This window comes from Gulosibacter sp., assembly GCF_052090685.1.
Classification (GTDB): Bacteria; Actinomycetota; Actinomycetes; order Actinomycetales; family Microbacteriaceae; genus Gulosibacter.
This window is the reverse complement of record NZ_JBQDBE010000007.1, coordinates 37,575-59,138: the sequence shown is the minus strand read 5'-3', so window position 1 is coordinate 59,138 and position 21,564 is coordinate 37,575. Positions and strand designations below refer to the sequence as shown.

The window sequence follows — 21,564 nt, the reverse complement described above, 5'->3', positions numbered from 1 at the left end:
CGCGCTCGTCCGCCGACGCGCTAAGCAGTCTCGCGGACAACCAACTCGACCGGCAACACCACCGACTCGACTTCTTCTTTGCGCAGCATCCGGTCGAGCAGGCGAGCGGCTTCCCGACCCATCTCGTGCAGGGGTGCGTTGATGGTGGTGAGCCCGATGCCACTTGCCAGCGGCGTGCCGTTGTAGCCCGCAATTGCGATATCCGTGGGGATGCTCAAGCCGCGACTGCGGATCGCGCCAATCGCACCGATCGCCGAGAAGTCGTTCAACGCGAATACGGCACGAGGTCGCTGACCGCTATCGAGGATGCGGGTCATGGTCTCGGCGCCGTTTTCGACGCTGAAGCCCGAATACTCCGTGGTGACCTTGGACATATCGAAGCCCAGCTCCCGCAACCCATCGCGGAAGCCACTTTCGCGATTAACACTGGTTGACACATCCTTATTTGCCGCCAGAATCGCGATGGAATCGTAGCCCTGTTTCACAAAGTGTTCGGCCATGAGGTACCCGCCGCGATAGTCATCCGAGGTGGCGCAGATCGCGGTGCCCGAGGTGCGGTTCACCAGTACGAAGGGAAACCCTCGTGCTTGCAATTTTTCGACGGTGGGATCCTCGAGATGCGCATCACCGAGCAGGATGCCGTCCACGCGGCGATCGAGCAGCTGGGTGATTCTCGCGCTGCGCAGCTCAGGCTGGTCGAGGGAGTGGGTCACCATCGCGAAATATCCCTTTTCGATTGCGACCTCGTCAATGCCCGCGTATATCGCCGCCAGCACGTAGTCGTGCATGAGGGGGAGGACTGCGCCGATGATCCCGGATCGCTTGGTTCGAAGGGATGCCGCGTGGGGGTTCTTCGCGTAGCCGGTCTCTTCCGCGAGATCAATAATCTTTTGCGCGGTTGTGGGGCTTGCCCATTTCGTGGCGGCACCACTGGGGTCATTGAGCACGCGTGACACCGTCGAGGGCGTAACTCCAGCGAGTGCTGCGAGTTCTTTAAGCGTCATGCGACTGTAGGGCGCCATCCGTCGATCTCCGTTGAATCAGGGAAAATGCTAATCGGACGAAATCGCCCGAATTCATTGGATTTTACCGTGAGCGGTCGGTATTCACGCGGAAATAGTTTCGTCATGGTGAGCATTTCGTACAGTTCTGCACTCCAAGCACCGAAGAACCGCAATTATGGCAACCGTTCTGAGCAAGCCTTGCGGCTTGCGGCTTAGTGTGGATCTACGCCGGATTGGTCCAGGCTGATCTGGAACGCACTGGTGGCGGCCGGGGCTCTGATCGCCACCGAATCTGAATTGAGGTGTCGACGATGACTGAACTTGACGATGGTGTGAACCGACAGCGCCACCCCGATCTTCCGGATCTTGCCCACTCTGATCCGCCTCACTTCGGCAGCGGACCCACGACCCACAGCGCCTATGGCGCCGGTGAGCCGCGGTTGGTGATGATCGGTTTTGAACGGGGCGAAGACGCACCGGTGTTTCATCTCACGCGAGAAGTAACCAAGATTGGCTCCGCGCCGGACAATGACGTGGTCTTGGAAGGGCTTTTGCCGCATCACGCCACGATTACGCACACGGATTCCGACGAGTATGTGCTCGATTCGATGGGGGAGACGGAAACCTCTTCGGCAGGCGAAGAATCCCCGTACGATGACGCACCGAAAGGTGCGCGGCTTCGCCACGGTGGCGGTTTCAAGATCGCAGGCTACTCCTTCGCATTTCAGCGTCGCGAGTATGCCGACCACGGCCGCCCGTTCGGTGGACGCACGGGTGGCGAGTTCTCACGGCAATCCCGGCAAGAGTCGCCGCCCGACTACCGTGAAGCGCACACCGGTGCGATCGACCAAGAGCGCATTGCGGATGCGCAGCGGGCTAAGGAAGAAGCCGAACGGCGAGGTGAATCCGACACGACGAGCAGTTAGCGACTTGGGTGGGCTCGCGATTCGTCGAGCGACTACGCCCTGGCGATTAGGAGAGCGAGGATCCACCGGTAAGCGCGTGCCAGGTGCGGTTGACGTAGGCGATTGGCGCGAAGGGGTCTTCGCCGGCGCTCTCTGCGAGTGAGGTTGATAGTCCTCGCACCACGTGGAGGGTGCCGCCCGCGGTCTCGAGTCGAGACACGATTTCACCGCGGACCCAGGTCTTGACGCCGTGATAGTAGGGCTCACCAGTCTCGAGACGGCCCCACAGGCTTGTGTTGGCGAAACGGTCGATGCCGCTGGTTGCCCCTAGTTTGGCGAGCTCGAGGTTCTCCTGCGTCAGGAAGTGCACCACCACGGTTTCAGCTTGCAGCAGTGTGGGAGTGCTCGAGGAGATGGCGGAGGCCGAGAACCCAAGTAGCGGCGGGTCAACCGAGATCGAGAATACCGAGGTTGCCGTGAGAGCTACCGGGCCATTGCCATCGTCTGCGGTGATGAGTGCGACGCCACCGGGGTGGTTACGGAAGACGTTCTTGAATTCATCCACCGACGCCTGTTCCTGCGCGCGGAAGTCGGCTTCCGTGATGCTGCCTTTGAGGTATGGCGGTCGAATTACTTTTGTCATTGAATGCACTGTTTCATCTTGGGGGCCAAGTCACGCGAAGCGCGATCGCTTGGAGGCTACACAGACGAGTGTGGTTGAAACGGCAAGCAAAAGGTAGCTCTGTAACGAATAATTACGCGGTCGAGATTCAGGATGGTGCGCTAGCAACCGGCTGCAGACCGCGCCTTAACGAGGTGTGGCGGGTAACCCCGAAGGATTACCCGCCACACCTCGCTGATGAAGCCGGAGGCGAAACCGCCCCTACTTCTTCAGCTAGAGAATCGAATTAGAGGGCGCGAATGTTAGTCGCCTGCGGGCCCTTCTGGCCCTGCTCGGTCTCGAATTCGACCTTCTGGTTTTCTTCAAGATTGCGGTGTCCACGACCCTCGATCTCGCTGTAGTGTGCGAACAGGTCGGCCGATCCGTCGTCGGGAGCAATGAAGCCGTAGCCCTTGTCCGAGTTGAACCATTTGACGGTGCCAGTTGGCATATGTTTTTTCCTTCGTTGTGCTGAACCGCGTTCGCGATTCGGTTTTTCACGATGATTTGCCATCGTGAAGCTTGTGGGCGCTCGATGTGGCGCACGCAACCTTGCGTGCGCAGAGCGGGTGTGTGGTGCGTGATATCGAACATCTCGCGAGGCGAGTGCGATAGCAACAGACGATAACGGACGGATTACTCGGGAACGATGTGGTCCCCATCCATCGTCAAAACTTTGCGAATAAGTCCGGATTTCTATGAATCACTGCAACCGGGGAATTTCGCATTCGTGTTCAACACTACCCGAGGAATCTCAGTTGCGTAACTCAATCCGGGAGAATGTTTAGATCAATATTTCGCGGATGTTGTGGGCCACGGACATCGCAGTCAGCCCGCTCGTGCGCGGATTACTTGGCGAGGGCGCGTTTTCAAGCGTGAACTCGTAGTCGCCTGCGGTTCCGGATGCGCGGATCACGTGGCGACTCTGGGTTGCCTGCGGGTCTGCTTCGATACTCACTTTGACCCGTTTGAGTGCCCGGTCGAGCGCCGCCGATCGTTCGGCAGGGCTCGCGCCACGGGGCACACGCTCTTGCGTTGCCCACGCGAGGGCAATGGCGACATTTACATTCGCGGGGAACTTCTTAATTGCCGCTTGCGGATCGCCTTCAAAGAGCGTGAACGCGCCGTCCTCGGGGCGGAGTTGCTCCAGCCTGGTGCGCTCTCGCTCATTCATCCACGGACGAATGAGCGCGGAAGCGAGTTTCGAAGTGCGGATCTCGACGGTGTCTAGACCGTCAGCTTTCCCGGACCGGATAGCATCCTGAGCCGCGCATCCGGATCTGCCAGCGCACCGACGCTGGTTAACAACAGGTCCACACCGGCGCCAATCACCCTCGGCCCGTAGAACTTGGCGGCGGGTACACCCGCGCATTCCACCACGAGGTCGGCCCGGCTCAGTGCTTGCGAAAACGCTTCGTCGTCGAAGAGGGGAATACCTGGGGCGGGGTCGCGCTGCTTATCCGGATTGCGCACGAGCGCGCCGAGAATACGCAGTTCACCCCGCTCGAGCTCTGGTGCGAGCAGCGTCGCGAGGTCTTGACCGATGGTGCCGTACCCGATGAGCAGAATGTCAGTCATATCGTCATCGTACGCACGGGCAGTTGCGCGAGGCCTCTACGGGGTGGATTACGAGGTATGTGTCTACAGGGTGTGGATGCGGAAGCCCGCATCCGTGCGGTAAATCGCCACGTCGTACCAGTTTTGGATGCGCGGGATGCCGACCGTTTCGGGTCCGTCATAGTCGCCTACGACAATCGCGGCGGTTCCGGCAAGGCGCGCCGAGGCGAGCCCCGCGCCGGAGTCTTCGAAGGCGGCGCAGGCAGCGGCCGGGATCGCGAGCAGTTCGGCGCCGAGTGCGAAAGGCTGCGGGTCCGGCTTCCCGGCGGTGATGTCGTCCGCGGTGATCGCGAGTGGCGGGAACGGCACATCGGCCGCAGCGAAGCGCTTGATCGCGAGCTCGCGTGGCGCTGAGGTGACAATTGCTACGGGAATCTCTGCCGCGCTTGCCCGGGCCAGAAACGCTGCCGCGCCGGGAACCTCGACCACACCATGCGTGCGCATGAGGCCTTCCGCCTCAATATGATCACGCTCGCGCTGCTGGACCGTTGTCGAGGCTTCGGGGAGGAATTCGCGAACCGTGTCAATCGAAGGGCGGCCGTGGGAGAACGCCATGATGCGCTCGAACTCGACGCCGTGCGTCGCTGCAAATTCGCTCCAGAGCTGTTCGACGAGTGCGTTGGAATCGACGAGTGTGCCGTCCATATCGAGCAGGAGCCCCGAAACGGTGAGGTCAAGCACGGTCGCCTCCTAGCGAGTCGCTATTTTTTGAGTCGGTTGCGCAGCAATACTCGCAATACCAAGCCGCCGAAGACCAGTACCATGAGGGCGCCAGCAATCCAGAATGTAAGGGCGTCGCCGGAACTGCTCATTTCCGGCGGTGGGGTCGCCGATGCGGGAAGCAAGTATCGAATCATAACGGCCTCATTGTCTCACTAAAACTGAAATGTGACGCCGTTAGTCGCCCCGCATCGCGGCTTTGAGGAGCCGATGAGAGGATGGCCGAATCGCACTCTTCAAGAGAAGTGCAGCACGACCGCAGCGAAAGGAAGAAGTCATGTGCCGACTGCTCGCCTACGCCGCACCCCGGGAGACCACGGTCTCGGAGGTGATCGGCGCAGAAAACGCCGGAGCCTTCCAGCGAATGACCACCGTTCACAATGACGGTTGGGGGACCGCTTGGCTCGCCGCCGGTCCCGGCGAGAATCGCGCCGAGGTTGAGTCGCTGCGGGTGTCCACGCCCGGACAGCACGACCCGCTGCTTGAATCTGCGATTACCGAGGATGCCTCGAACGCGCGACTCGTGCATTTGCGACTCGCCACCGACTCGCACAAGCGCACCAAGGTCAATACGCATCCCTTCCTTAAAGAGGAGTTCGCGTTTGCCCACAACGGCACGATTATTCCGGTCGAGATTTTCCGCGAATTGTTGAAGCCCGAGTCCTATGACGATGTCGAAGGATCAACGGACTCCGAACTCTATTTCGCGTTTGTGCGGCAAGAGATCCGCGAAGCCGGTGGCACGGTCGCCGATGGCGTCGTGAGTGCGCTGCAGAAACTGCGCGCCACGTTCCCGGTGGCGAGCCTAAACGCGGTGGTACTCACCGCGGACGAGCTGATCGTGGTCCACGCCAACTCGACCGCGTTTGTGAACGACGAAACTTTCCGCAGCTACGGCATCGACCCCGAGCAGCTGCCGCTCGACCACCGTGAGCACTACTACAAGCTCGCGATGCACCAGGCTGCCGACGGCACCACGGTGTTCTCGTCAACTGGAATCGACCTCGCCGGTTGGAGCCGGGTGCCTGACGACACGATCACCCGCGTTGATCTCGACACGCTCGAACTCACACAGCGGAAGATCTTCGATAGCACGCAGACCGCATCCCGACTCGAACCCACGGCACTCAATGACGCGACAATCTACGATCTCGCGCCACGCCGCCAGCGTCAGACCGGTGAATATAACTGGGCGATCTAGGTGCCCCCACTCAACAAAATCTTGGTCACATATGTGACCAGTCCCCAAAGCTAGTCAGACATTCGTGACCTGGATTTCCAACGTGGCGCAGGCAACAGCCGGCGAACGGGCGACGGGGCGAGTGCCGGCGCGCGAACTGAGCCGCACACGCCCGTGCGAATGGCTCTCTCAGCGCACGTGCTCGTAGACTGGTGGGGTGACTGTGAACCCTGAACTTATGGGCCGTCGATTCGAGCTTCCCGAGCCGTATCTGGTCGGTCGCGAACACGTGCGTGAGTTTGCCCGCGCGGTCTTCGCTACGAATCCCATCCACACCGATCTCGAAGCGGCCCGAAATGCCGGCTACGCCGACCTGGTCGCGCCGTCAACATTTACGGCGGTGCTGCAAGACCGCGGTCTGCAGTTGCTGCTTGCCGATCCGATGGTGACCTTCGAATTGAAGAACGTCGTTCACGGTGATCAGAAATACGAGTTTGCCCGCCCGGTGCTCGCAGGTGACCAGCTCACCACCGCGCTCGAGGTCACGCGCGTGATCGCGCGCGGTCGGGTCAACATGATTCAGGCAACCACCGAGATTCGAGACATTAACGGCGAGATCGTCGTGACTTCGGTCGCGACACTCGTGATCGGAACGGAGGAGCAGGCATGACCGATCTGATTCACGCTGAAGTCGGCGACGTCATCACCGAAAGCCACCTCCACCTCGACCGGGAGGCACTCGTTCGCTACGCGGGTGCCTCGGGGGACTTTAACCCCATCCACTACCGCGACGATATCGCTGCCGAGGTCGATCTTCCCGGCGTGCTCGCACACGGGATGCTGACTATGGGCGCCGCGGTGCAGCCAGTCGTCGAGCTGCTCGGCGACCCGGGCCGAGTCGTGGAGTACCAGGTGAAGTTCACCCGCCCCGTGGTGGTGGACCCTGTCGCCGGAGCCGACGTTAAGATCACCGCCACGATCGGCGCAACTGCTGACGAAAACGGCATCGGACGAATCGACCTTGCGGTGGAGTACGACGGCAAAGCGGTGCTCGGAAAAGCGCAGGTGCGCACACGGTTCGCTGTATGACGACGTTCGCGGAACTCACCACGATGGCCGTGTCCGAGGCTGAAGCGGAGATCCTGGCGCCGGCGACTCGGGAAGAGCTCGCCGAGACCTATCGAAGTCTCGTCGATTCTGGCGAGAGCTTCCTCATCATTGCTGGCGGCTCGAACACGGTCGTGAGCGATGACGGCTTCGCGGGGCAGGTGCTGCGAATCGTGACCCGGGGCCTCGAGTTTGAGGATGCGAACGGTCACGTTCTCGTCCGCGCGGAAGCTGGCGAGTCATGGACGAACCTCGTTGCCCGAACGGTAGCGGACGGGCTCAGCGGCATCGAAGCGCTCGCCGGAATCCCCGGATCCGTGGGTGCCGCTCCGGTGCAAAACATCGGTGCCTACGGGCAAGAGCTGTCGGATGTGCTGACGCGAATCGAGCTCCTCGACGCGGATACCGGTGAGGTCGAGTGGGTCGACGCATCCGAACTGGGGCTCGGGTATCGCACTTCGGTGCTGAAACGGGGCGAGCGCAGAGGGCTCGTGCTGCGAGTCGAGCTCCGGCTCGCGCGAGTTGCCGGTGACGCGGATGCGGTTCCGGGCGCACCCGTTCGCTACGCGCAACTTGCGAAGGCGCTGAACGTGGAAATCGGTGACCGCGTCGATGTCGCGGCGCAGCAGGAAGCGGTGTTGCGCTTGCGTGCCGGGAAGGGGATGGTGCTCGACGCATCCGACCCCGATACTCGTTCGAGTGGTTCGTTCTTTATGAACCCGATTGTTCGGCACGAATTCGCTCGCGAGCTTCCCTATGAAGCCCCCAAGTTTGATGCCGGTGAAGATGAGAACGGCGAGAAGCTGACGAAGCTTTCTGCGGCGTGGTTGATTGATCATTCGGGCGTGAAGCGCGGCTTCGCGCTGCCGAATTCTGGGGCCGCGATTTCGTCAAAGCACACGCTTGCGATCACGAATCACAACGGTGCCACGGCTGAAGAGGTCGTGGAACTGGCGCGATACGTGCGGGCGCGGGTGCAGCAGGAATTTGGCGTGCTTCTCATCCCGGAGCCGAATCTGATCGGTCTCGAGGTTTAGCGACAATGGCGGCCCGCGCCGATACGCTGCACCTATGAGCCCTCGCGACTACGAATTCCGCCCGCCCGAGCCGCGGTTTCCGAAGGACTCCGAGACGAAACCGGCGGCTGAGGATGCGGCGGCTCGCCGTCGACCGCGCGGCCTCGTGATTGGTTCGGTGCTGTCGGGATTCGTGGTGATTGCGCTGGTCGTGGCGCTCGTGATGCTGTGGGGGAACTCGACCGAACCGGTCGCGCTCGACCCGGACAATGATGCTGCCGAGACCACCGAACCGACGGAATCAGCGCCGGAGGAAACCGACCTGATCGGACCGGACGCCACCAATCCGCCGCACACCGTGGCGCCGGGGGATGTGGTTCCGATTGATGTGGATGCGTACTTCCCGGAGGACGTGACCCTTGTGCCGCCGGAACTCGGCGACTGGTCGGAGCAGCAGATCATCAACCGGCCGGATCAGTTCACCGCGGTGAGTCCTGACTATTCGGCCACGATCGAGGTCTGGCAGACGAGCGTGTTCAATACGCCGCAATCGGACGAAGCGCTCACGCACGCGCAACTGAATCGCGTCTCTGACGAATGCTCGAGCGGGAGCAACGTCACCCAGCAGGGGGAGCCGGTTGTGGACACGCTGACCGGCACCGACGACACCAAGCTCGAAGTGCTCGTCTCAAAGGTGACCGGCTGCAATGGCGGCGAGCTGTGGCTCATTGAACGCGTGATGCCGCTGACCCAGGTGCGCTTCCACATCGTGTTGTGGGATGCCTACTCCGTCGCGGACAACGAAGAACTCATTGCCATGTACGAGCAGGTCGCGTTCGAGTTTTAGGCGTTGGCGTTCAGGTATTTGCCGTGCGGCCGACACGTAATCGCGGCCTTTTCCCGCGTGCTCTTCGCCATTTGCTCGCGTGATCATGGGTGATAGCGCTCATCATGGTCGAAGTGCGGCCCATGATGAGCGCTAGCTGCAATGGTTGCGGTGATCATTTTCGCTAGCGCACGTGTGCATTGCTGCTCGCCCACGTAGTCATGGGCGTTAGCGCTCATCATGGTTGGAGTGCGGCCCATGATGAGCGCTAGCTGCAATGATTGCGCGCCCCGTCAGCGCACGACGGCACGGCACGGCACAGCACCGCGGCGCACGACAGCACCCACCAGCACAACAACGCCGAGTCCGCTACATCAAAGAGCGAGCTCGGCGTTGTCGAGGGAACCGTGTTCTGCCAGCAGCGCAGCCTACTGGTTGAACAGTTTCTGCAGGCGCTGAATACCTTCGACGAGCTGCTCGTCGCCGAGTGCGTAGCTAAAGCGCAGGTATCCGGAAGGTCCGAAGGCTTCACCAGGAACCGCAGCGACCTCGGCCTTGTCGAGGATGTAGTCGGCGAGGTCGAGCGAAGTGTCGATGACCTTGCCGTCGTATTCGCGACCTAGCAGTGCTGAGACATCGGCGTAGACGTAGAACGCGCCCTGCGGTACTGGCACGGTCACGCCCTCTACCTTGGTGAGCTCGTCAACGATGAGCTTGCGGCGACGGTCGAAGGCAACACGGAAAGCCTCGATCGGTTCCGAAGGTCCAGTGAGCGCAGCAAGCGCGGCCCGCTGCGCGATGTTGTTGACGTTACTCGTGAGGTGAGACTGCAGGTTGGCGGCGCCTTTGATGACGTCTTCCGGGCCAACCATCCAGCCAACGCGCCAGCCGGTCATTGCGAAGGATTTCGCGACTCCGTTGACGAGAATCGTGCGGTTGTCGAGCGTGGGCACGGCTTCGACGATGGAGATCGCGCGGACCCCGTCATAGGTGAGGTTCTGGTAGATCTCGTCGGCGATGACCCAGATGTCCTTGGACGCGACCCATTCGCCGATCGCGCGAGTTTCTTCCTCGCTGTAGACAGCGCCGGTCGGGTTTGACGGCGATACGAATAGGATGGCGCGGGTCTTGGAGGTGTAGGCAGCTTCGAGTTGTTCCGGAGTCACCTTGTAACCCTGGTCTGCGCCAGCGAATACTTCGACAGTCTTACCGCCAGCAACGCCGATCATCTCCGGATAGCTAGTCCACGCCGGTGTGGGGACGAGCACCTCATCACCGTCGGCGATAACGGCCTGGATTGCTTCGAATACAGCTTGCTTGCCACCGTTGGTCACCAGCACTCGGCTCGCGGGGACATCGAGACCTGAGTCACGACGAGTCTTCGCGGCGATCGCGTCACGCAGCTCCGGCAAACCGACATTTGGCGTGTACTTGTGATTCTTCGGATCCTTGACCGCCTCGAGCGCGGCTTCAACGACGTGCTCGGGAGTGGCGAAGTCAGGCTCACCGGCAGCGTACGAAATCACAGGACGACCCTGCGCTTTGAGAGCTTTGGCCTTGGTGTCGACCTTGATGGTCGCGGAAGGTGCGATATTAGCGATACGGGGCGAAAGACGTGAATCAGTCATGGCTACCAGACTACCTACGCCGAGTGTCCGGCAATACCTCTACTGCACAGGAATACGAGAGACAGGTATGCGGATGCACAGGGAGCAATCGCCTGAGAACGTCGTGGCACAGGATGCAGTCGGAAAGCAAGAACCGGCCGATCCCTTGTGGGGATCCGGCCGGTGAGCAGGGCGGACAGGAATCGAACCTGCAACCTGCGGTTTTGGAGACCGCTGCTCTGCCAATTGAGCTACCGCCCTACGGTCGTCGCGCTCGACAACTCAACTAGGTTACGCCATCCTGGGGGCAGAATCCACTCGGCTAACTCGACAGTGTTGAACGGGTGACGTAACCTGGTTTGGTTGCCAAACGGCATCATGTGGCGTGCCTGGAAACCAATTTTGCTTGGCCAGGGGCGCTGGACACAATACTTCGAAGGGAATCCGCGTGGCGACTGGCACGTCTGGCGATAATCGTGACGACGAAATCACCGAGCCGAACGGTGACACTGTTGACTCCGATGCGACTGACGAGACGGAAGGTTCTGATGCCGCCGAAGGCGCGGACGTCGCTGAACGTGCCGACGGTGAAAAGCCTTCGGTGAAGGATGCGGTTACCGATTCCGAGGACAGCGACGAGAGCGAGCTCGCTGATTCGGACGCGGATGTTGCGGAGCAGTTGGACGCCAAGTCTGAGGATGAGGACTCCGCCGCTGACGATGCTTCGGGCTCGGATGCTGACGATGACTCGGCCGCCGAAGATGACTCGGACGACGATGCCGACGAAGACGACGAGGTAGCTGCCGCGAAATCGAAGAAGAGCTCTGCAGTTGTCGCAGGCACTGCGGCGTCAAAGACCGCGGTGAAGGACAAGCGCAAGAAGCAGGGTAAGACCGCCACTCGCGCGGAAGCTCAGGCCAAGCCCAAAGAGAAGAAAGAAAATGGTCTGGCGCGGTTCTTCCGCGAGGTCATGGCGGAGCTGAAAAAGGTTGTCACTCCGACCCGCAAGGAACTGTGGCGCTACACCCTCGTGGTACTCGTCTTCCTCATCATCGTGATGGGGCTCGTGGCACTCTTTGACTTTGTCTTCAATTACCTGGCTTCCTGGGTATTCGGCGAAGGTCAGGATCTCTTCCCGCAAGCCCCCGCAGAGCAACCCGTCCAGACGGTGCCCGTTCCATAGGGCCCACACCCAAAGCATTCAACGCTCGGGCCCGTCCCGATGCATCCACCGAAGACCGAAGCGAGCTGATTCACCATGGCTGAAGACCGCAATCTTTCTGACCCAAACAACCTGTTCGACTCTGCCGAGGAGCAGGACTCCGAAGTGCACGAGGCGCAGGAGGGCGACTATGTCGAAGAGGTCGACCCCAATTCGATCATTGAGCAGTCCGACGCTGAGTATGACGACACGAGCGATGAGGCCGACGTCACCAGCGAGGTAAGCGACCCTGAGGTTGACGCGCTCGTCAATGACGTGCTCGACATTGACACCTCGGAGGAAGCAGCAGCTCAGGCTGCCGCGACTACCGATGAGGGTGAAGTCGAAGAGGTCGACCCCTACGCCGAGTTCAAGCGTGAGCTGCGGATGAAGCCCGGCAAGTGGTACGTCATCCACACCTACGCCGGTTTCGAGCGCAAGGTGCGCGACAACCTGAACCAGCGCGCTCAGACGATGGACGTCGAGGACTACATCTACGAAGTCCAGGTCCCGATGGAGGACGTCGTCGAGATCAAGAACGGTCAGCGCAAGATGGTGACCCGCGTGCGCATCCCGGGCTACGTCCTCGTGCGCATGGAACTCAACGAAGACACCTGGTCCGTGGTTCGCCACACCCCCGGCGTCACCGGCTTTGTGGGGAACGCTCACAACCCCACCCCGTTGCGGTTCAAGGAAGCATTTGAGATGCTTAAGAGTCTTGTCGACGTGCCGGATGCTGCAGCAGCGGACGGTGCGAAGGCCGAGTCCGGAGCGGGTAAGGCTCCGGTTGCGGAAGTCGACTACGAGATCGGCGAGACGATCACGATCAAGGAAGGCTCTTTCGAGGGCCTCACCGGTTCAATTAGCGAAATCAACCCGGTCAGCGGCAAGCTCACCGCGCTGGTCTCGCTCTTCGGGCGTGAGACGCCGGTCGAACTTGCCTTTGATCAGGTATCCAAGCTCTAGCACCGATACCCGACGCATCCACGCTGCACCCTTGCAAAGCGGACGCACCCCAATTTTCATCCGTTGAGAGCGGATGCATGACCACCGGAACCCGGAACGGCCGGGCTCCCGGGAGAGCAACTGGGCCGCAACCCACGAGCTCGCACGAAAGAAGGAAAACACATGGCACCGAAGAAGAAGGTCACGGGTCTGATTAAGCTGCAGATCCAGGCTGGCGCCGCGAACCCCGCACCCCCGGTTGGTCCGGCGCTGGGTCAGCACGGCGTGAACATCATGGAGTTCTGCAAGGCGTACAACGCCGCCACTGAGTCGCAGCGCGGCAACGTGGTTCCGGTCGAGATCACCGTGTACGAGGACCGCTCGTTCACGTTCCTGCTCAAGACGCCACCCGCAGCAGAGCTCATCAAGAAGGCCGCTGGAGTCAAGAAGGGCTCCGGCGTTCCGCACACCAACAAGGTCGGCAAGATGACCATGGACCAGTGCCGCGAAATTGCCGAGACGAAGAAGACTGACCTCAACGCGAACGACATCGAAGCTGGCGCGAAGATTATCGCCGGTACCGCTCGTTCGATGGGCATCGAGGTTACGGGCGCGTAAGCCCCACCTCATCGTCGCCATCCCACGAAGCATGCGGCTTCGGCGCGACGCTTGAATTATTCCGCGGGAGAGCTGGCCAAGCTCGTCAACCGCACACTCTTGTAAGGAGCAAAACATGGCACAGAAGTCCAAGGCGTACCGCGCCGCGGCAGAAAAGATTGACGCCGACAAGGTCTACACCGTCGCCGAGGCAGCGCGCCTCGCGAAGGAGACTTCGTCGCCCAAGTTCGACAGCACCGTTGAGGTTGCAATGCGCCTCGCTGTCGACCCCCGCAAGGCCGACCAGATGGTTCGCGGTACCGTGAGCCTTCCCAACGGCACCGGTAAGACCGCTCGCGTCATCGTGTTCGCACAGGGCCCGGCCGCTGAAGCCGCTATCGAAGCTGGCGCTGACGAGGTGGGTTCGGATGAGCTCATCGCGAAGGTCGCTGACGGCTGGACCGACTTCGACTCGGCAGTTGCTACCCCCGACATGATGGGTAAGGTCGGTCGCCTCGGTAAGGTGCTTGGTCCTCGTGGCCTCATGCCGAACCCGAAGACCGGTACCGTGACCCCGGATGCAGCCAAGGCTGTCACCGAGATCAAGGGCGGAAAGATCGAGTTCCGCGTGGACAAGCACGCCAACCTCCACTTCATCGCAGGTAAGGCATCCTTCTCGGAGGAGCAGCTCGTGCAGAACCTCGAGGCTGCACTCGAAGAAGTCATCCGTCTTCGTCCGTCATCGGCTAAGGGTCGCTACGTGCAGAAGGCTGCTGTTTCGACGACCTTCGGTCCGTCGATCCCGCTTGACGTATCGGTGTTCTAAACAGCCGCTCTCGCGGTAACTGCGTCGAGCCCCCAGGGCGTGAAGCGCTGGCAAGTAGACAACGAGGCCCCGCATCCAATCCGGATGCGGGGCCTCGTTGTATTCCGTCCAGCGAATTACTGACTGACCGTTCGTTATGGGGTAGATTGGGTGGCGTGGACGAAGACGTCCTGATCTGGCGCCGGTAATGAGTGCCGGATTCACATCATTCTTTCTGACAGCGGAGTCTTTGAATGACGAAATCAACGCCGACGGAATTTGTCGGCACATCCAAGACCGAGCGGCGAAAAGTACTCGCCGCAACAATCGTGGGTACCACCGTCGAGTGGTACGACTTCTTTATCTACGCCTTCGCGGCGGCACTGATCTTTGGCCCGCAGTTTTTTGGGCCGATGGGAGAGGCCTTTGGTGAAGCCGGCCCGACGCTGATTTCATTTGCGTCGATCGGCTTGTCCTTTCTCTTTCGCCCGCTGGGAGCGTTCCTCGCGGGCCACTTCGGTGACAAGTTCGGTCGCAAGCCGGTGCTCGTGGCCACGCTGATCCTCATGGGTGTGGCAACCTCCTTGATTGGTGTGCTGCCGACCGGAGAGTTCGCCGCAATGAGCGCGGTCATCCTGCTCTTGCTGCGCGTCCTGCAGGGTATTTCTGCCGGTGGTGAGTGGGGCGGCGCGGCCCTGATGGCAGTGGAGACCGCTCCCGTGGGTGGTCGAAACCGTGCGGGTGCCTGGCCCCAGCTCGGCGTGCCATTCGGGATGCTGATGGCTACCGGGATGCTCACGGTCCTCCAAGTCACGATGGGGCAAGAAGCGTTTACCGCCTGGGGTTGGCGCATCGCCTTCCTCTTCTCGCTCGTGCTGATCCTGATCGGCTACATCGTGCGCCGTTCGATCGAGGAATCGCCGGTCTTCAAGCAGATCCTCGTCACCGCGAAGAAGGAATCCGCACCAATTCCGGTGCTCTTCAAGCGCTTCCCGCTGATCGTGCTGCTGGCGGCGCTCGTGTTCGCCGGTGACAACGCCGTCGGCTACATGCTCGTCGGCGGTGTCGTCCAGAAGTACGCATCCACGCCGCTCGAAGAAGGCGGAGTTGTGGGTATGGATGGTGGTCAGGTCAGCCTGTTTCTCAACCTCGCCGCAATCTCATGGGCAATATTCACCTATCTAGGTGCCTATATCGCCGACAAGACCAGCGCGAAAACGGTGTTCATCATTGGCTACATCCTGATGATCTTCGCCGCGGGCGCACTCTTCCCACTCGTGGTGATGGGAGGCGAAAACCCGATCTACTTCATCCTCGGAACCTGCCTCCTCGGCATCCCGCTCGGCTTCTGTTACGGACCGCTTTCGGCCTGGTACGCCGAGGTGTTCCCCGCATCCGTACGTTTCTCGGGCGTCTCGATCACATACGCGATCGGCGCGATCATCGGTGGCGCATTCGCACCACTGATCGTGCAGGGCATCTTCGAAGCGAACAACAATGCCTGGGAAGGCGCAGCGGTCTACCTCATGATCATGTCGGCGGTGGGCCTGGTCGGATCCATTCTGCTGCGCAACCGACACGGCATCCCACTGGGTCGAGATATGGAGGACTCCGGCAAGTGGGACGAATGGAAACCCGGGGACCCGATCCCCGAGAACGTGCGAATCTCGCACTAAGTCCCGTAATTCACAGTTCGTCGTAACCAAACGGAGTTAGCGTACTAGCCATGGACACGATCTATACGGCCCTTGCACACGCAAGCGGAGGTGGCCGCGACGGCCACGTTCGTTCAGAGGATGACCAAATCAACTTCGACACCCGCCCACCGAAGGAGATGGGCGGCAGTGGCGAAGGGGTGAACCCCGAGCAACTATTTGCTGCTGGCTATGCGGGATGCTTCCTCGGAGCATTCCATGCAGCCGGTAAGCAGCTCGGTAAGGACACCACCGACGCCGGCGTCTCCACTTCGGTGGGGATCGGCGAGCGTGAACCCACGGGTTTCCAACTCGAGGTCACGCACGATGTGTTCGCTCCGAAGCTCTCTAAGGAAGAGGCTGAGGGAGTCGCGCGCGTCGCCCACGAGGAAATTTGCCCTTATTCGCACGCAACCCGCGGAAACGTTGACGTGACAATCAACGTTGTTGAATAGGAGCTCACTGAATTCGCACTAGTCCCCGGTCAGGCCTTGGGAGTACCCGAGCAGGAACCGGGCGAGACGAGCGAGCTAATCGCCCCCACCCCGAACAGGGGGAGGGGGCGATAACCATTTCCGGCATCGAGTCGCCGCGCGGTCTGCGACTGGCCGCTACGCGACCTCGAGCGAGATTTTTCCGCGCACGTGGCCATCGGCGACCAACTCGTGTGCTTCGGCGATCTGCTCGAGCGGGAACGTCGCATCCAGGTGTGTGCGCAGGTCGCCCTGGTCGGCGAGCTGCGCGATTGTGGTGAGGATGCGCCCGTCGGGTGACAGCTTGAGGGTGGATGCGCGGAGGGATGCGTTGGTCGCGGCGACCTCTTCGTGCATTTCTGGCCAGGAACCGGTTGGGACATTGATGATCAGTCCGCCGTCGCGAAGCACTTTGAGCGAGCGCGATCCGGTGTCTGCGGAAACATTGCCGATGAGATCGAGCACCACATCCACCGGTTCGGTAATGACCTCTTCGAAACGCTGATTGCGATAGTCAATGACTTCGTCCGCACCGAGTTCGCGCAAGAACTCGAGATTGCCTTCGGATGCCGTGGCGATCACGTGGGCGCCGTAGAAGTGGGCGAGTTGCACGGCAAAATGACCGACGCCGCCGGCTCCCGCGTGGATGAGCATCCGCTGCCCGGTGTGGACGCGCGCGGCGTCAACCACACCGGCCCAAGCGGTGAGGGCTGCGAGCGGGGTCGCACCAGCTTCCGCCCACGACATTGACTCGGGCTTCTTCGCCAGCGACATGAACGGTGCCGATACGTACTCCGCGCACGTGCCTTGATAGTGGGGAGTGAGCACCATCCCGAAGACCTCGTCACCGGGCTGGAAGGGTGCGAGTTCGTAGGGGGCTTCCTCGACGATGCCCGCGAACTCATTCCCTGGAATCCATGGAAAACGGTCGATGAATCGCGAGACGCCCTTGCCAGAACGAGTCTTGACATCAATGGGGTTGACGCCGGTGGCTTTGACTCGCACGAGCGTGTCGCTATTGGCAATATAGGGGCGGGGAACCTCGCCGAACTGCAAAACATCCGTCGAACCAAATTCAGAAACCAGGCAGGCGCGCATCAAATCAGTCATAGGGATAGCTTTCCATGCGGGATGCAAGATCCCTTGGGATGCGAACGTCGGTTTCGTTCACGGTTGCGGGGTAGCGTTGAGGAGTGCCTCAAGGTGCCTCGGAAGGAGCCGTCATGCCCGCTGTTGTCTCGCTTACACCTGCCCCCGTAATTGACCGCACGTACTTTGTCGACGCTTTCGACGCTGGCAAAGTGAATCGTGCCACCGAGATTCAAGAGTTCTTGTCCGGCAAGGGAATTAACGTTTCGCGCACGCTTCGCGTGGCGGGTATCCCGACCTCGGCGGTGCTGCCCATCGGCCGTGAAGACGAGCACCTGCTCTTCCGCACTCCCTACCCACAGATTCTGCGCATCCTTCCCATCCCGGGCCGGATGCGCGTCAATACCGCCGTGCTCGAAAAGAACGGTCGGACGACGAACGTTAATCAGAAGGCGGTTCCTGTTCCGCAGCGCGAGTGGGAAGCGGTGATCGATATGACGATCACTGAGATCGAGTCGCTGCACGCCGACTGGCTCGTCGTGTCGGGTTCGGTGCCGCGGCATCCCGAGAACGGCGAGAAGGTGGACTTCACGCGATTGTTCACCGAGGCAAAGCGACTCGGCACGCGGGTGGCGTTTGACTCCTCGGGTACCTCGCTGGACCAATGGACCCGCTCCGGACTCGTGAATCTCATCAAGCCCAACACCGACGAAATCGCCACGCTCGTGAACCGCGAGTTGCACACCGTCGGTGATGTCCTCGAAGCCGGGCAAGAAGTAATAGCCGAGAGCGGTCTCGAGGTCGCGCTGGTCTCGATGGGCGGGGACGGCGCGCTCGCGATTACGAAAGACAAAGCGCTTTGGGGAATTGCGCCGGCCGAAAACGTGGTCAACACCACCGGTGCTGGCGACGCTTCACTGGCAGGTTTCGTTGGTCACTCCATCCTCGGTGCGGGTCAGTTTGGCGGGCGGGCCGACCACGGCTCACTGCCCGATCTCTCGCTGCAGTCGGGGTTGGGCAAGGCAGTCGTGTACGGCGCTCTGGCAGTCACCGTGCCGACCACGATTATCGAATCCGTGACAGATGCACCGACTCCGGAAATCAGCGAACCACCCGTGGATAAGCCGCTGTCGGAACCCACGAAGATCTTCGAAACGCCTTCGGCTTAGTCCCGTGAGGTGATTTCTACGCCGCCGCGGAACACAGCCTGTGGGCGTGCGGTGAGGAGCGAATCCACACCTGTCTCGAAGGGATTCACGTCGAACACGATGAGGTCCGCGGCGGCACCCACCTCGAGTGAACCGAGAAGCGGCGCGGCGCCGCGCACCTGCGCCCACTGACTTGCTCGCGCCGAATCTCGAGTCGCATGCTCGATGGCGTTGGCGAGCGGTACATGCTTATTTGGGCGAATCGGCTTAAGGCCCGGGTCGAGTGCGGATGCACGGGTCGCGGCCACGTAAAGGTTGTGTGCGGGAGCGAACGGCGCAGTTGGCGCATCTGTACCGAATGCCAAGCGTGCGCCATGCGATTCGAATTCGCGCCAGGGATAACCCTGCTCGGCGCGTTCGGCACCGACCATTTTTTCCCAGGTGTCCTGGATGGCCGGGTCAGCGTGCACAGGCTGCATGGATGCGGTGATGCCGAGCTTTGCGATGCGGGCAATATTCTCGGGATCTACGAGCTCCAAGTGCTCGATTCGGTGTCGGCGTGCGCGCCCGTCTGGGAGGGATTCCAACGCAGTGATCGCGAGTTCGGATGCGTGATTGCCGATCGCGTGGATGGCAATCAATAGGTCCGCGGAGTCGGCTTCCTGCACGACACGATTGAGTGCATCCTGTTCCCAAAACGCGGGCGGATGCTCCCCAGTCGAGAATGGCTTGGACATTGCCGCAGTGCACGCATCGATCACACCGTCAACGACAATTTTGATACCCACGACACGGAGGTTATCGACTGACTCGTCCCGAGCGTGTTCTGCCGCGGTGCGGACCGCATCCAAGCTCACCTCGACGTTGTCAGCGGGTGGTATTGACCAATGTGCAGCCACCCGCATGGGCAGCGTCTCGCCATCCTCTGATGCGATGGCCTGCAAAGTCTGCCAGGCCCGCGCATCCATCATCATGTCGACAGCCGACGTGACTCCGGCCTCGAGGTATACGCGCATGGCTTCACGCATGGCGCGCTTGTTCTCGGACTGTGTTGTGTGTTCGGCGAGATAGGCCCACGCGAAATCTTGGGCGGCGGACTCGTACAGCATGCCGTCCGGATTGCCCTGAGCATCACGGCCGAAGTGACCGCCGACGGGGTCAGTGGTGCCCGCATCGACACCCATTTCGCGCAGTGCCGCCGAATTTACCCACACTGAGTGAAGGTCATTGGCGGTGAGATACACGGGGATCTCGGGATAGGGCTCATCGAGGAGCGCTGCGGACGGCTTTCCACCCGGTACAGCTCCGAAGAGCCAGCCACCGCCCACGAGCCGGGGCAGTTCAGGATGCGCGCGCAGGTGATCGTTCAGGATCGCCGTAATCTCGTCAAAGCTTGTCGCATTGCGAAGGTCGGGTCGGATGAGTGATTCCCCGAGCATCAGCAAGTGCGTGTGCGCTTCTACGAAGGCAGGCATGACGAGGCCACCGCTCGCGTCAATCCAGCGGGCAGCCGTATCGGCGCGGCTACGTACTTCTGCATTGGTTCCTACGAATGCGACGCGGTCGTTATCGATGAGCACAGACTCGGCCCAATGGGGGTTCCCGTCTTCGGAACCGAGAAAGCACGCTCCCGATGTGACTACCGTCTGGTTTGACAATGTTGCTCCTGAAAACGTCTGATGCCTGATTAGTACGCGGTTGTGCGAAGGACGTTGAGTCCCTTCGCCGCGGATGTGAGTGCTGCTTGTTCTCGCTCAACGCGCATCGATACCCGCGCTGCGAAGGCCATCGGCACCACGAGAACAAGACTGATTGCGGCCGTAAAGATGCCGAGCGCGGTGAACCCGAATTCCTGGATAACCCAGGCGCCAATCATTGGGGCGAAAGAAGAACCGACGAGATAGACACCCATGATGGGGCCTGACCACTTGCCCTTCGGGTCGAGTGCCGCAGCGATTGCGATGAAGTACATGAATCCGGCAGTGTAGATCGCATTCCAACCGATGAATGCCCAGAGGAAAACGGTGGGGTCGGTAGTGGTTGCGAGCAGCATCTTGAGCGCGGCGCCGCAGAGCAACACGATGATGAGGGGAACCACCCGCCCAATGCGATTGCCGAGGGCGGCAAAGACGGCCGCAACGACGAGACCAGAAATGGTCGAGGCTCCAAGCGCGAAGCCAGCTTCGTCGGCGGTGAGGCCGGCCTGTACGGTACCGATTTCGATACCCATAACCCAGATGGAATCTTCCCCAATAGCCCAGAGCGCGAAGAAGATGAGCACGGCAAATCCTGCGATCGTGACCGTCCGCGGTGAGATAGAACTTGCTGCGTCTTCCTCCGGCACGGTCACTGCAACGGTCTCCACTTCAGAAAGCGGGGCTTTTGGTAGCCACGAAGTGAGGATCAACGCCACCAGCGAGAACGCAGTCAGTGCGGTGAAAACGCTGAATACTGAGATCTCGAATACAGGGATTACAAGCATCACGACACCGATGATTGATCGATTCGTCAGTCCACTGAGTCCCGAGACTCGGTTCGGGTTCTCAAACGCGGCCAGTGCGGCGCCACCCGAAGCGATTGCGGCACCCGTGCCGAGCCCACCGAGCAGGAGGCCGATTACTGCGAACCACAGTTGCCCGGACGTCAGAGCGACGAGACCGAACCCGAACGTGGCGATCGCGAGACCGATTCGGGCGACGAGGCGTCGGTGGGGTCCCTCGGCGATGCGGGTGATGAGGATGCAGGAGATCGCGGTGACGAGGAGGCAACCGGTCAGAATGTTGCCCGAGTCAACTGGGGTAATGCCCAGCGAGGTTTCGAGTGCCTCCATCATGAAAGGAGACAGATTGGCCGTGAGCAGACCGACGATGGCAAGCATGAAAGTAGCGCCGCCGCTGCCGATGCGGAGTGGAATGCGATTTGGGTTCATGGTGACCTGGATTTCTCGCGAGCGACATCGATGTCGCGTG

At 60.9% G+C, this 21,564-nt stretch carries 23 protein-coding genes and 1 tRNA gene; 13 read left to right on the top strand and 11 right to left on the bottom strand.

Annotated elements, in window-relative coordinates; all coding sequences use genetic code 11:
* Positions 1–20 precede the first annotated feature (20 nt).
* A complete protein-coding gene (locus ACTHXA_RS06055) occupies positions 21–1,004 on the bottom strand; it encodes a LacI family DNA-binding transcriptional regulator (protein ID WP_441670393.1) in 984 nt (327 codons plus the stop codon).
* Between the two features lie 311 nt (positions 1,005–1,315).
* Here ACTHXA_RS06055 and ACTHXA_RS06050 point away from each other — a divergent pair, with 311 nt between their 5' ends.
* Positions 1,316–1,930 (top strand): hypothetical protein, encoded by a 615-nt coding sequence (locus ACTHXA_RS06050; RefSeq protein ID WP_441670391.1) that lies wholly within the window; start codon positions 1,316–1,318, stop codon positions 1,928–1,930.
* A gap of 46 nt (positions 1,931–1,976) precedes the next feature.
* On the opposite strand, the gene ACTHXA_RS06045 is transcribed toward ACTHXA_RS06050, so the two are convergent.
* From ACTHXA_RS06045 to ACTHXA_RS06025, 5 genes are all read right to left on the bottom strand, one after another.
* Entirely contained in the window at positions 1,977–2,552 is a 576-nt protein-coding gene (locus ACTHXA_RS06045; protein ID WP_441670389.1) for a flavin reductase family protein, read from the bottom strand.
* A 265-nt stretch (positions 2,553–2,817) separates the two neighbouring features.
* Positions 2,818–3,021 carry a cold-shock protein gene (locus tag ACTHXA_RS06040; RefSeq protein WP_441670387.1) on the bottom strand — a complete coding sequence of 68 codons (204 nt, stop codon included), beginning with the start codon at positions 3,019–3,021 and terminating at the stop codon, positions 2,818–2,820.
* Between the two features lie 333 nt (positions 3,022–3,354).
* Complete coding sequence (locus ACTHXA_RS06035) at positions 3,355–3,744, bottom strand: aspartate dehydrogenase domain-containing protein (protein ID WP_441670385.1); 390 nt, start codon at positions 3,742–3,744, stop codon at positions 3,355–3,357.
* Positions 3,745–3,797: 53 nt separating this feature from the next.
* Complete coding sequence (locus ACTHXA_RS06030; RefSeq protein WP_441670383.1) at positions 3,798–4,148, bottom strand: hypothetical protein; 351 nt, start codon at positions 4,146–4,148, stop codon at positions 3,798–3,800.
* Positions 4,149–4,211: 63 nt separating this feature from the next.
* On the bottom strand, positions 4,212–4,868 hold the full coding sequence (locus ACTHXA_RS06025) for an HAD-IA family hydrolase (protein ID WP_441670381.1): 657 nt from the start codon (positions 4,866–4,868) through the stop codon (positions 4,212–4,214).
* A 316-nt stretch (positions 4,869–5,184) separates the two neighbouring features.
* On the opposite strand from ACTHXA_RS06025, the gene ACTHXA_RS06020 reads away from it, so the two are divergent.
* The 5 genes from ACTHXA_RS06020 (at position 5,185) to ACTHXA_RS06000 (ending at position 9,057) form a co-directional block, all read left to right on the top strand.
* Positions 5,185–6,108, top strand: a complete 924-nt coding sequence (locus ACTHXA_RS06020) for a class II glutamine amidotransferase (RefSeq protein ID WP_441670379.1) — start codon at positions 5,185–5,187, stop codon at positions 6,106–6,108.
* Between the two features lie 196 nt (positions 6,109–6,304).
* Positions 6,305–6,757, top strand: a complete 453-nt coding sequence (locus ACTHXA_RS06015) for an FAS1-like dehydratase domain-containing protein (protein WP_441670377.1) — start codon at positions 6,305–6,307, stop codon at positions 6,755–6,757.
* Positions 6,754–7,176: a MaoC/PaaZ C-terminal domain-containing protein gene (locus ACTHXA_RS06010; RefSeq protein WP_441670375.1), complete on the top strand. Its 423-nt coding sequence runs from the start codon at positions 6,754–6,756 to the stop codon at positions 7,174–7,176. Before ACTHXA_RS06015 ends, ACTHXA_RS06010 begins: the two co-directional genes overlap by 4 nt.
* Entirely contained in the window at positions 7,173–8,231 is a 1,059-nt protein-coding gene (locus ACTHXA_RS06005) for a UDP-N-acetylmuramate dehydrogenase (RefSeq protein WP_441670373.1), read from the top strand. The genes ACTHXA_RS06010 and ACTHXA_RS06005 overlap by 4 nt, the downstream gene beginning before the upstream one ends.
* Positions 8,232–8,265: 34 nt before the next feature.
* Positions 8,266–9,057, top strand: a complete 792-nt coding sequence (locus ACTHXA_RS06000; RefSeq protein ID WP_441670371.1) for a hypothetical protein — start codon at positions 8,266–8,268, stop codon at positions 9,055–9,057.
* Positions 9,058–9,464: 407 nt separating this feature from the next.
* On the opposite strand, the gene ACTHXA_RS05995 is transcribed toward ACTHXA_RS06000, so the two are convergent.
* Together ACTHXA_RS05995 and ACTHXA_RS05990 are read right to left on the bottom strand one after the other, a co-directional pair.
* Positions 9,465–10,664, bottom strand: a complete 1,200-nt coding sequence (locus ACTHXA_RS05995) for a pyridoxal phosphate-dependent aminotransferase (RefSeq protein WP_441670369.1) — start codon at positions 10,662–10,664, stop codon at positions 9,465–9,467.
* 167 nt (positions 10,665–10,831) lie between these two features.
* Positions 10,832–10,904, bottom strand: a tRNA-Trp gene (locus ACTHXA_RS05990).
* A 187-nt stretch (positions 10,905–11,091) separates the two neighbouring features.
* Between ACTHXA_RS05990 and secE the strand changes: the two genes are divergently transcribed.
* From secE to ACTHXA_RS05960, 6 genes are all read left to right on the top strand, one after another.
* A complete protein-coding gene (secE, locus tag ACTHXA_RS05985; protein ID WP_441670367.1) occupies positions 11,092–11,826 on the top strand; it encodes a preprotein translocase subunit SecE in 735 nt (244 codons plus the stop codon).
* A 75-nt stretch (positions 11,827–11,901) separates the two neighbouring features.
* Positions 11,902–12,810, top strand: coding sequence for a transcription termination/antitermination protein NusG (gene nusG, locus ACTHXA_RS05980; RefSeq protein ID WP_441670365.1), 909 nt, complete (start codon positions 11,902–11,904; stop codon positions 12,808–12,810).
* A gap of 162 nt (positions 12,811–12,972) precedes the next feature.
* Complete coding sequence (rplK, locus tag ACTHXA_RS05975) at positions 12,973–13,407, top strand: 50S ribosomal protein L11 (protein ID WP_441670363.1); 435 nt, start codon at positions 12,973–12,975, stop codon at positions 13,405–13,407.
* 115 nt (positions 13,408–13,522) lie between these two features.
* Positions 13,523–14,212: a 50S ribosomal protein L1 gene (rplA, locus tag ACTHXA_RS05970; RefSeq protein WP_441670361.1), complete on the top strand. Its 690-nt coding sequence runs from the start codon at positions 13,523–13,525 to the stop codon at positions 14,210–14,212.
* 233 nt (positions 14,213–14,445) lie between these two features.
* Positions 14,446–15,867: an MFS transporter gene (locus ACTHXA_RS05965; protein WP_441670359.1), complete on the top strand. Its 1,422-nt coding sequence runs from the start codon at positions 14,446–14,448 to the stop codon at positions 15,865–15,867.
* Positions 15,868–15,917: 50 nt separating this feature from the next.
* Positions 15,918–16,340 (top strand): organic hydroperoxide resistance protein, encoded by a 423-nt coding sequence (locus ACTHXA_RS05960; protein WP_441670357.1) that lies wholly within the window; start codon positions 15,918–15,920, stop codon positions 16,338–16,340.
* A 156-nt stretch (positions 16,341–16,496) separates the two neighbouring features.
* Here ACTHXA_RS05960 and ACTHXA_RS05955 read toward each other — a convergent pair whose 3' ends face one another.
* Positions 16,497–17,468, bottom strand: coding sequence for an NADP-dependent oxidoreductase (locus ACTHXA_RS05955; RefSeq protein ID WP_441670355.1), 972 nt, complete (start codon positions 17,466–17,468; stop codon positions 16,497–16,499).
* A gap of 113 nt (positions 17,469–17,581) precedes the next feature.
* On the opposite strand from ACTHXA_RS05955, the gene ACTHXA_RS05950 reads away from it, so the two are divergent.
* The gene (locus ACTHXA_RS05950; protein ID WP_441670353.1) at positions 17,582–18,616 is read left to right on the top strand and encodes a 1-phosphofructokinase family hexose kinase; all 1,035 of its coding nucleotides are present in this window, start codon (positions 17,582–17,584) and stop codon (positions 18,614–18,616) included.
* Here ACTHXA_RS05950 and ACTHXA_RS05945 read toward each other — a convergent pair.
* A complete protein-coding gene (locus tag ACTHXA_RS05945; RefSeq protein ID WP_441670351.1) occupies positions 18,613–20,253 on the bottom strand; it encodes an amidohydrolase in 1,641 nt (546 codons plus the stop codon). The genes ACTHXA_RS05950 and ACTHXA_RS05945 overlap by 4 nt on opposite strands.
* Before the next feature lie 29 nt (positions 20,254–20,282).
* Entirely contained in the window at positions 20,283–21,524 is a 1,242-nt protein-coding gene (locus tag ACTHXA_RS05940; RefSeq protein ID WP_441670349.1) for an MFS transporter, read from the bottom strand.
* Positions 21,525–21,564: the final 40 nt, after the last annotated feature.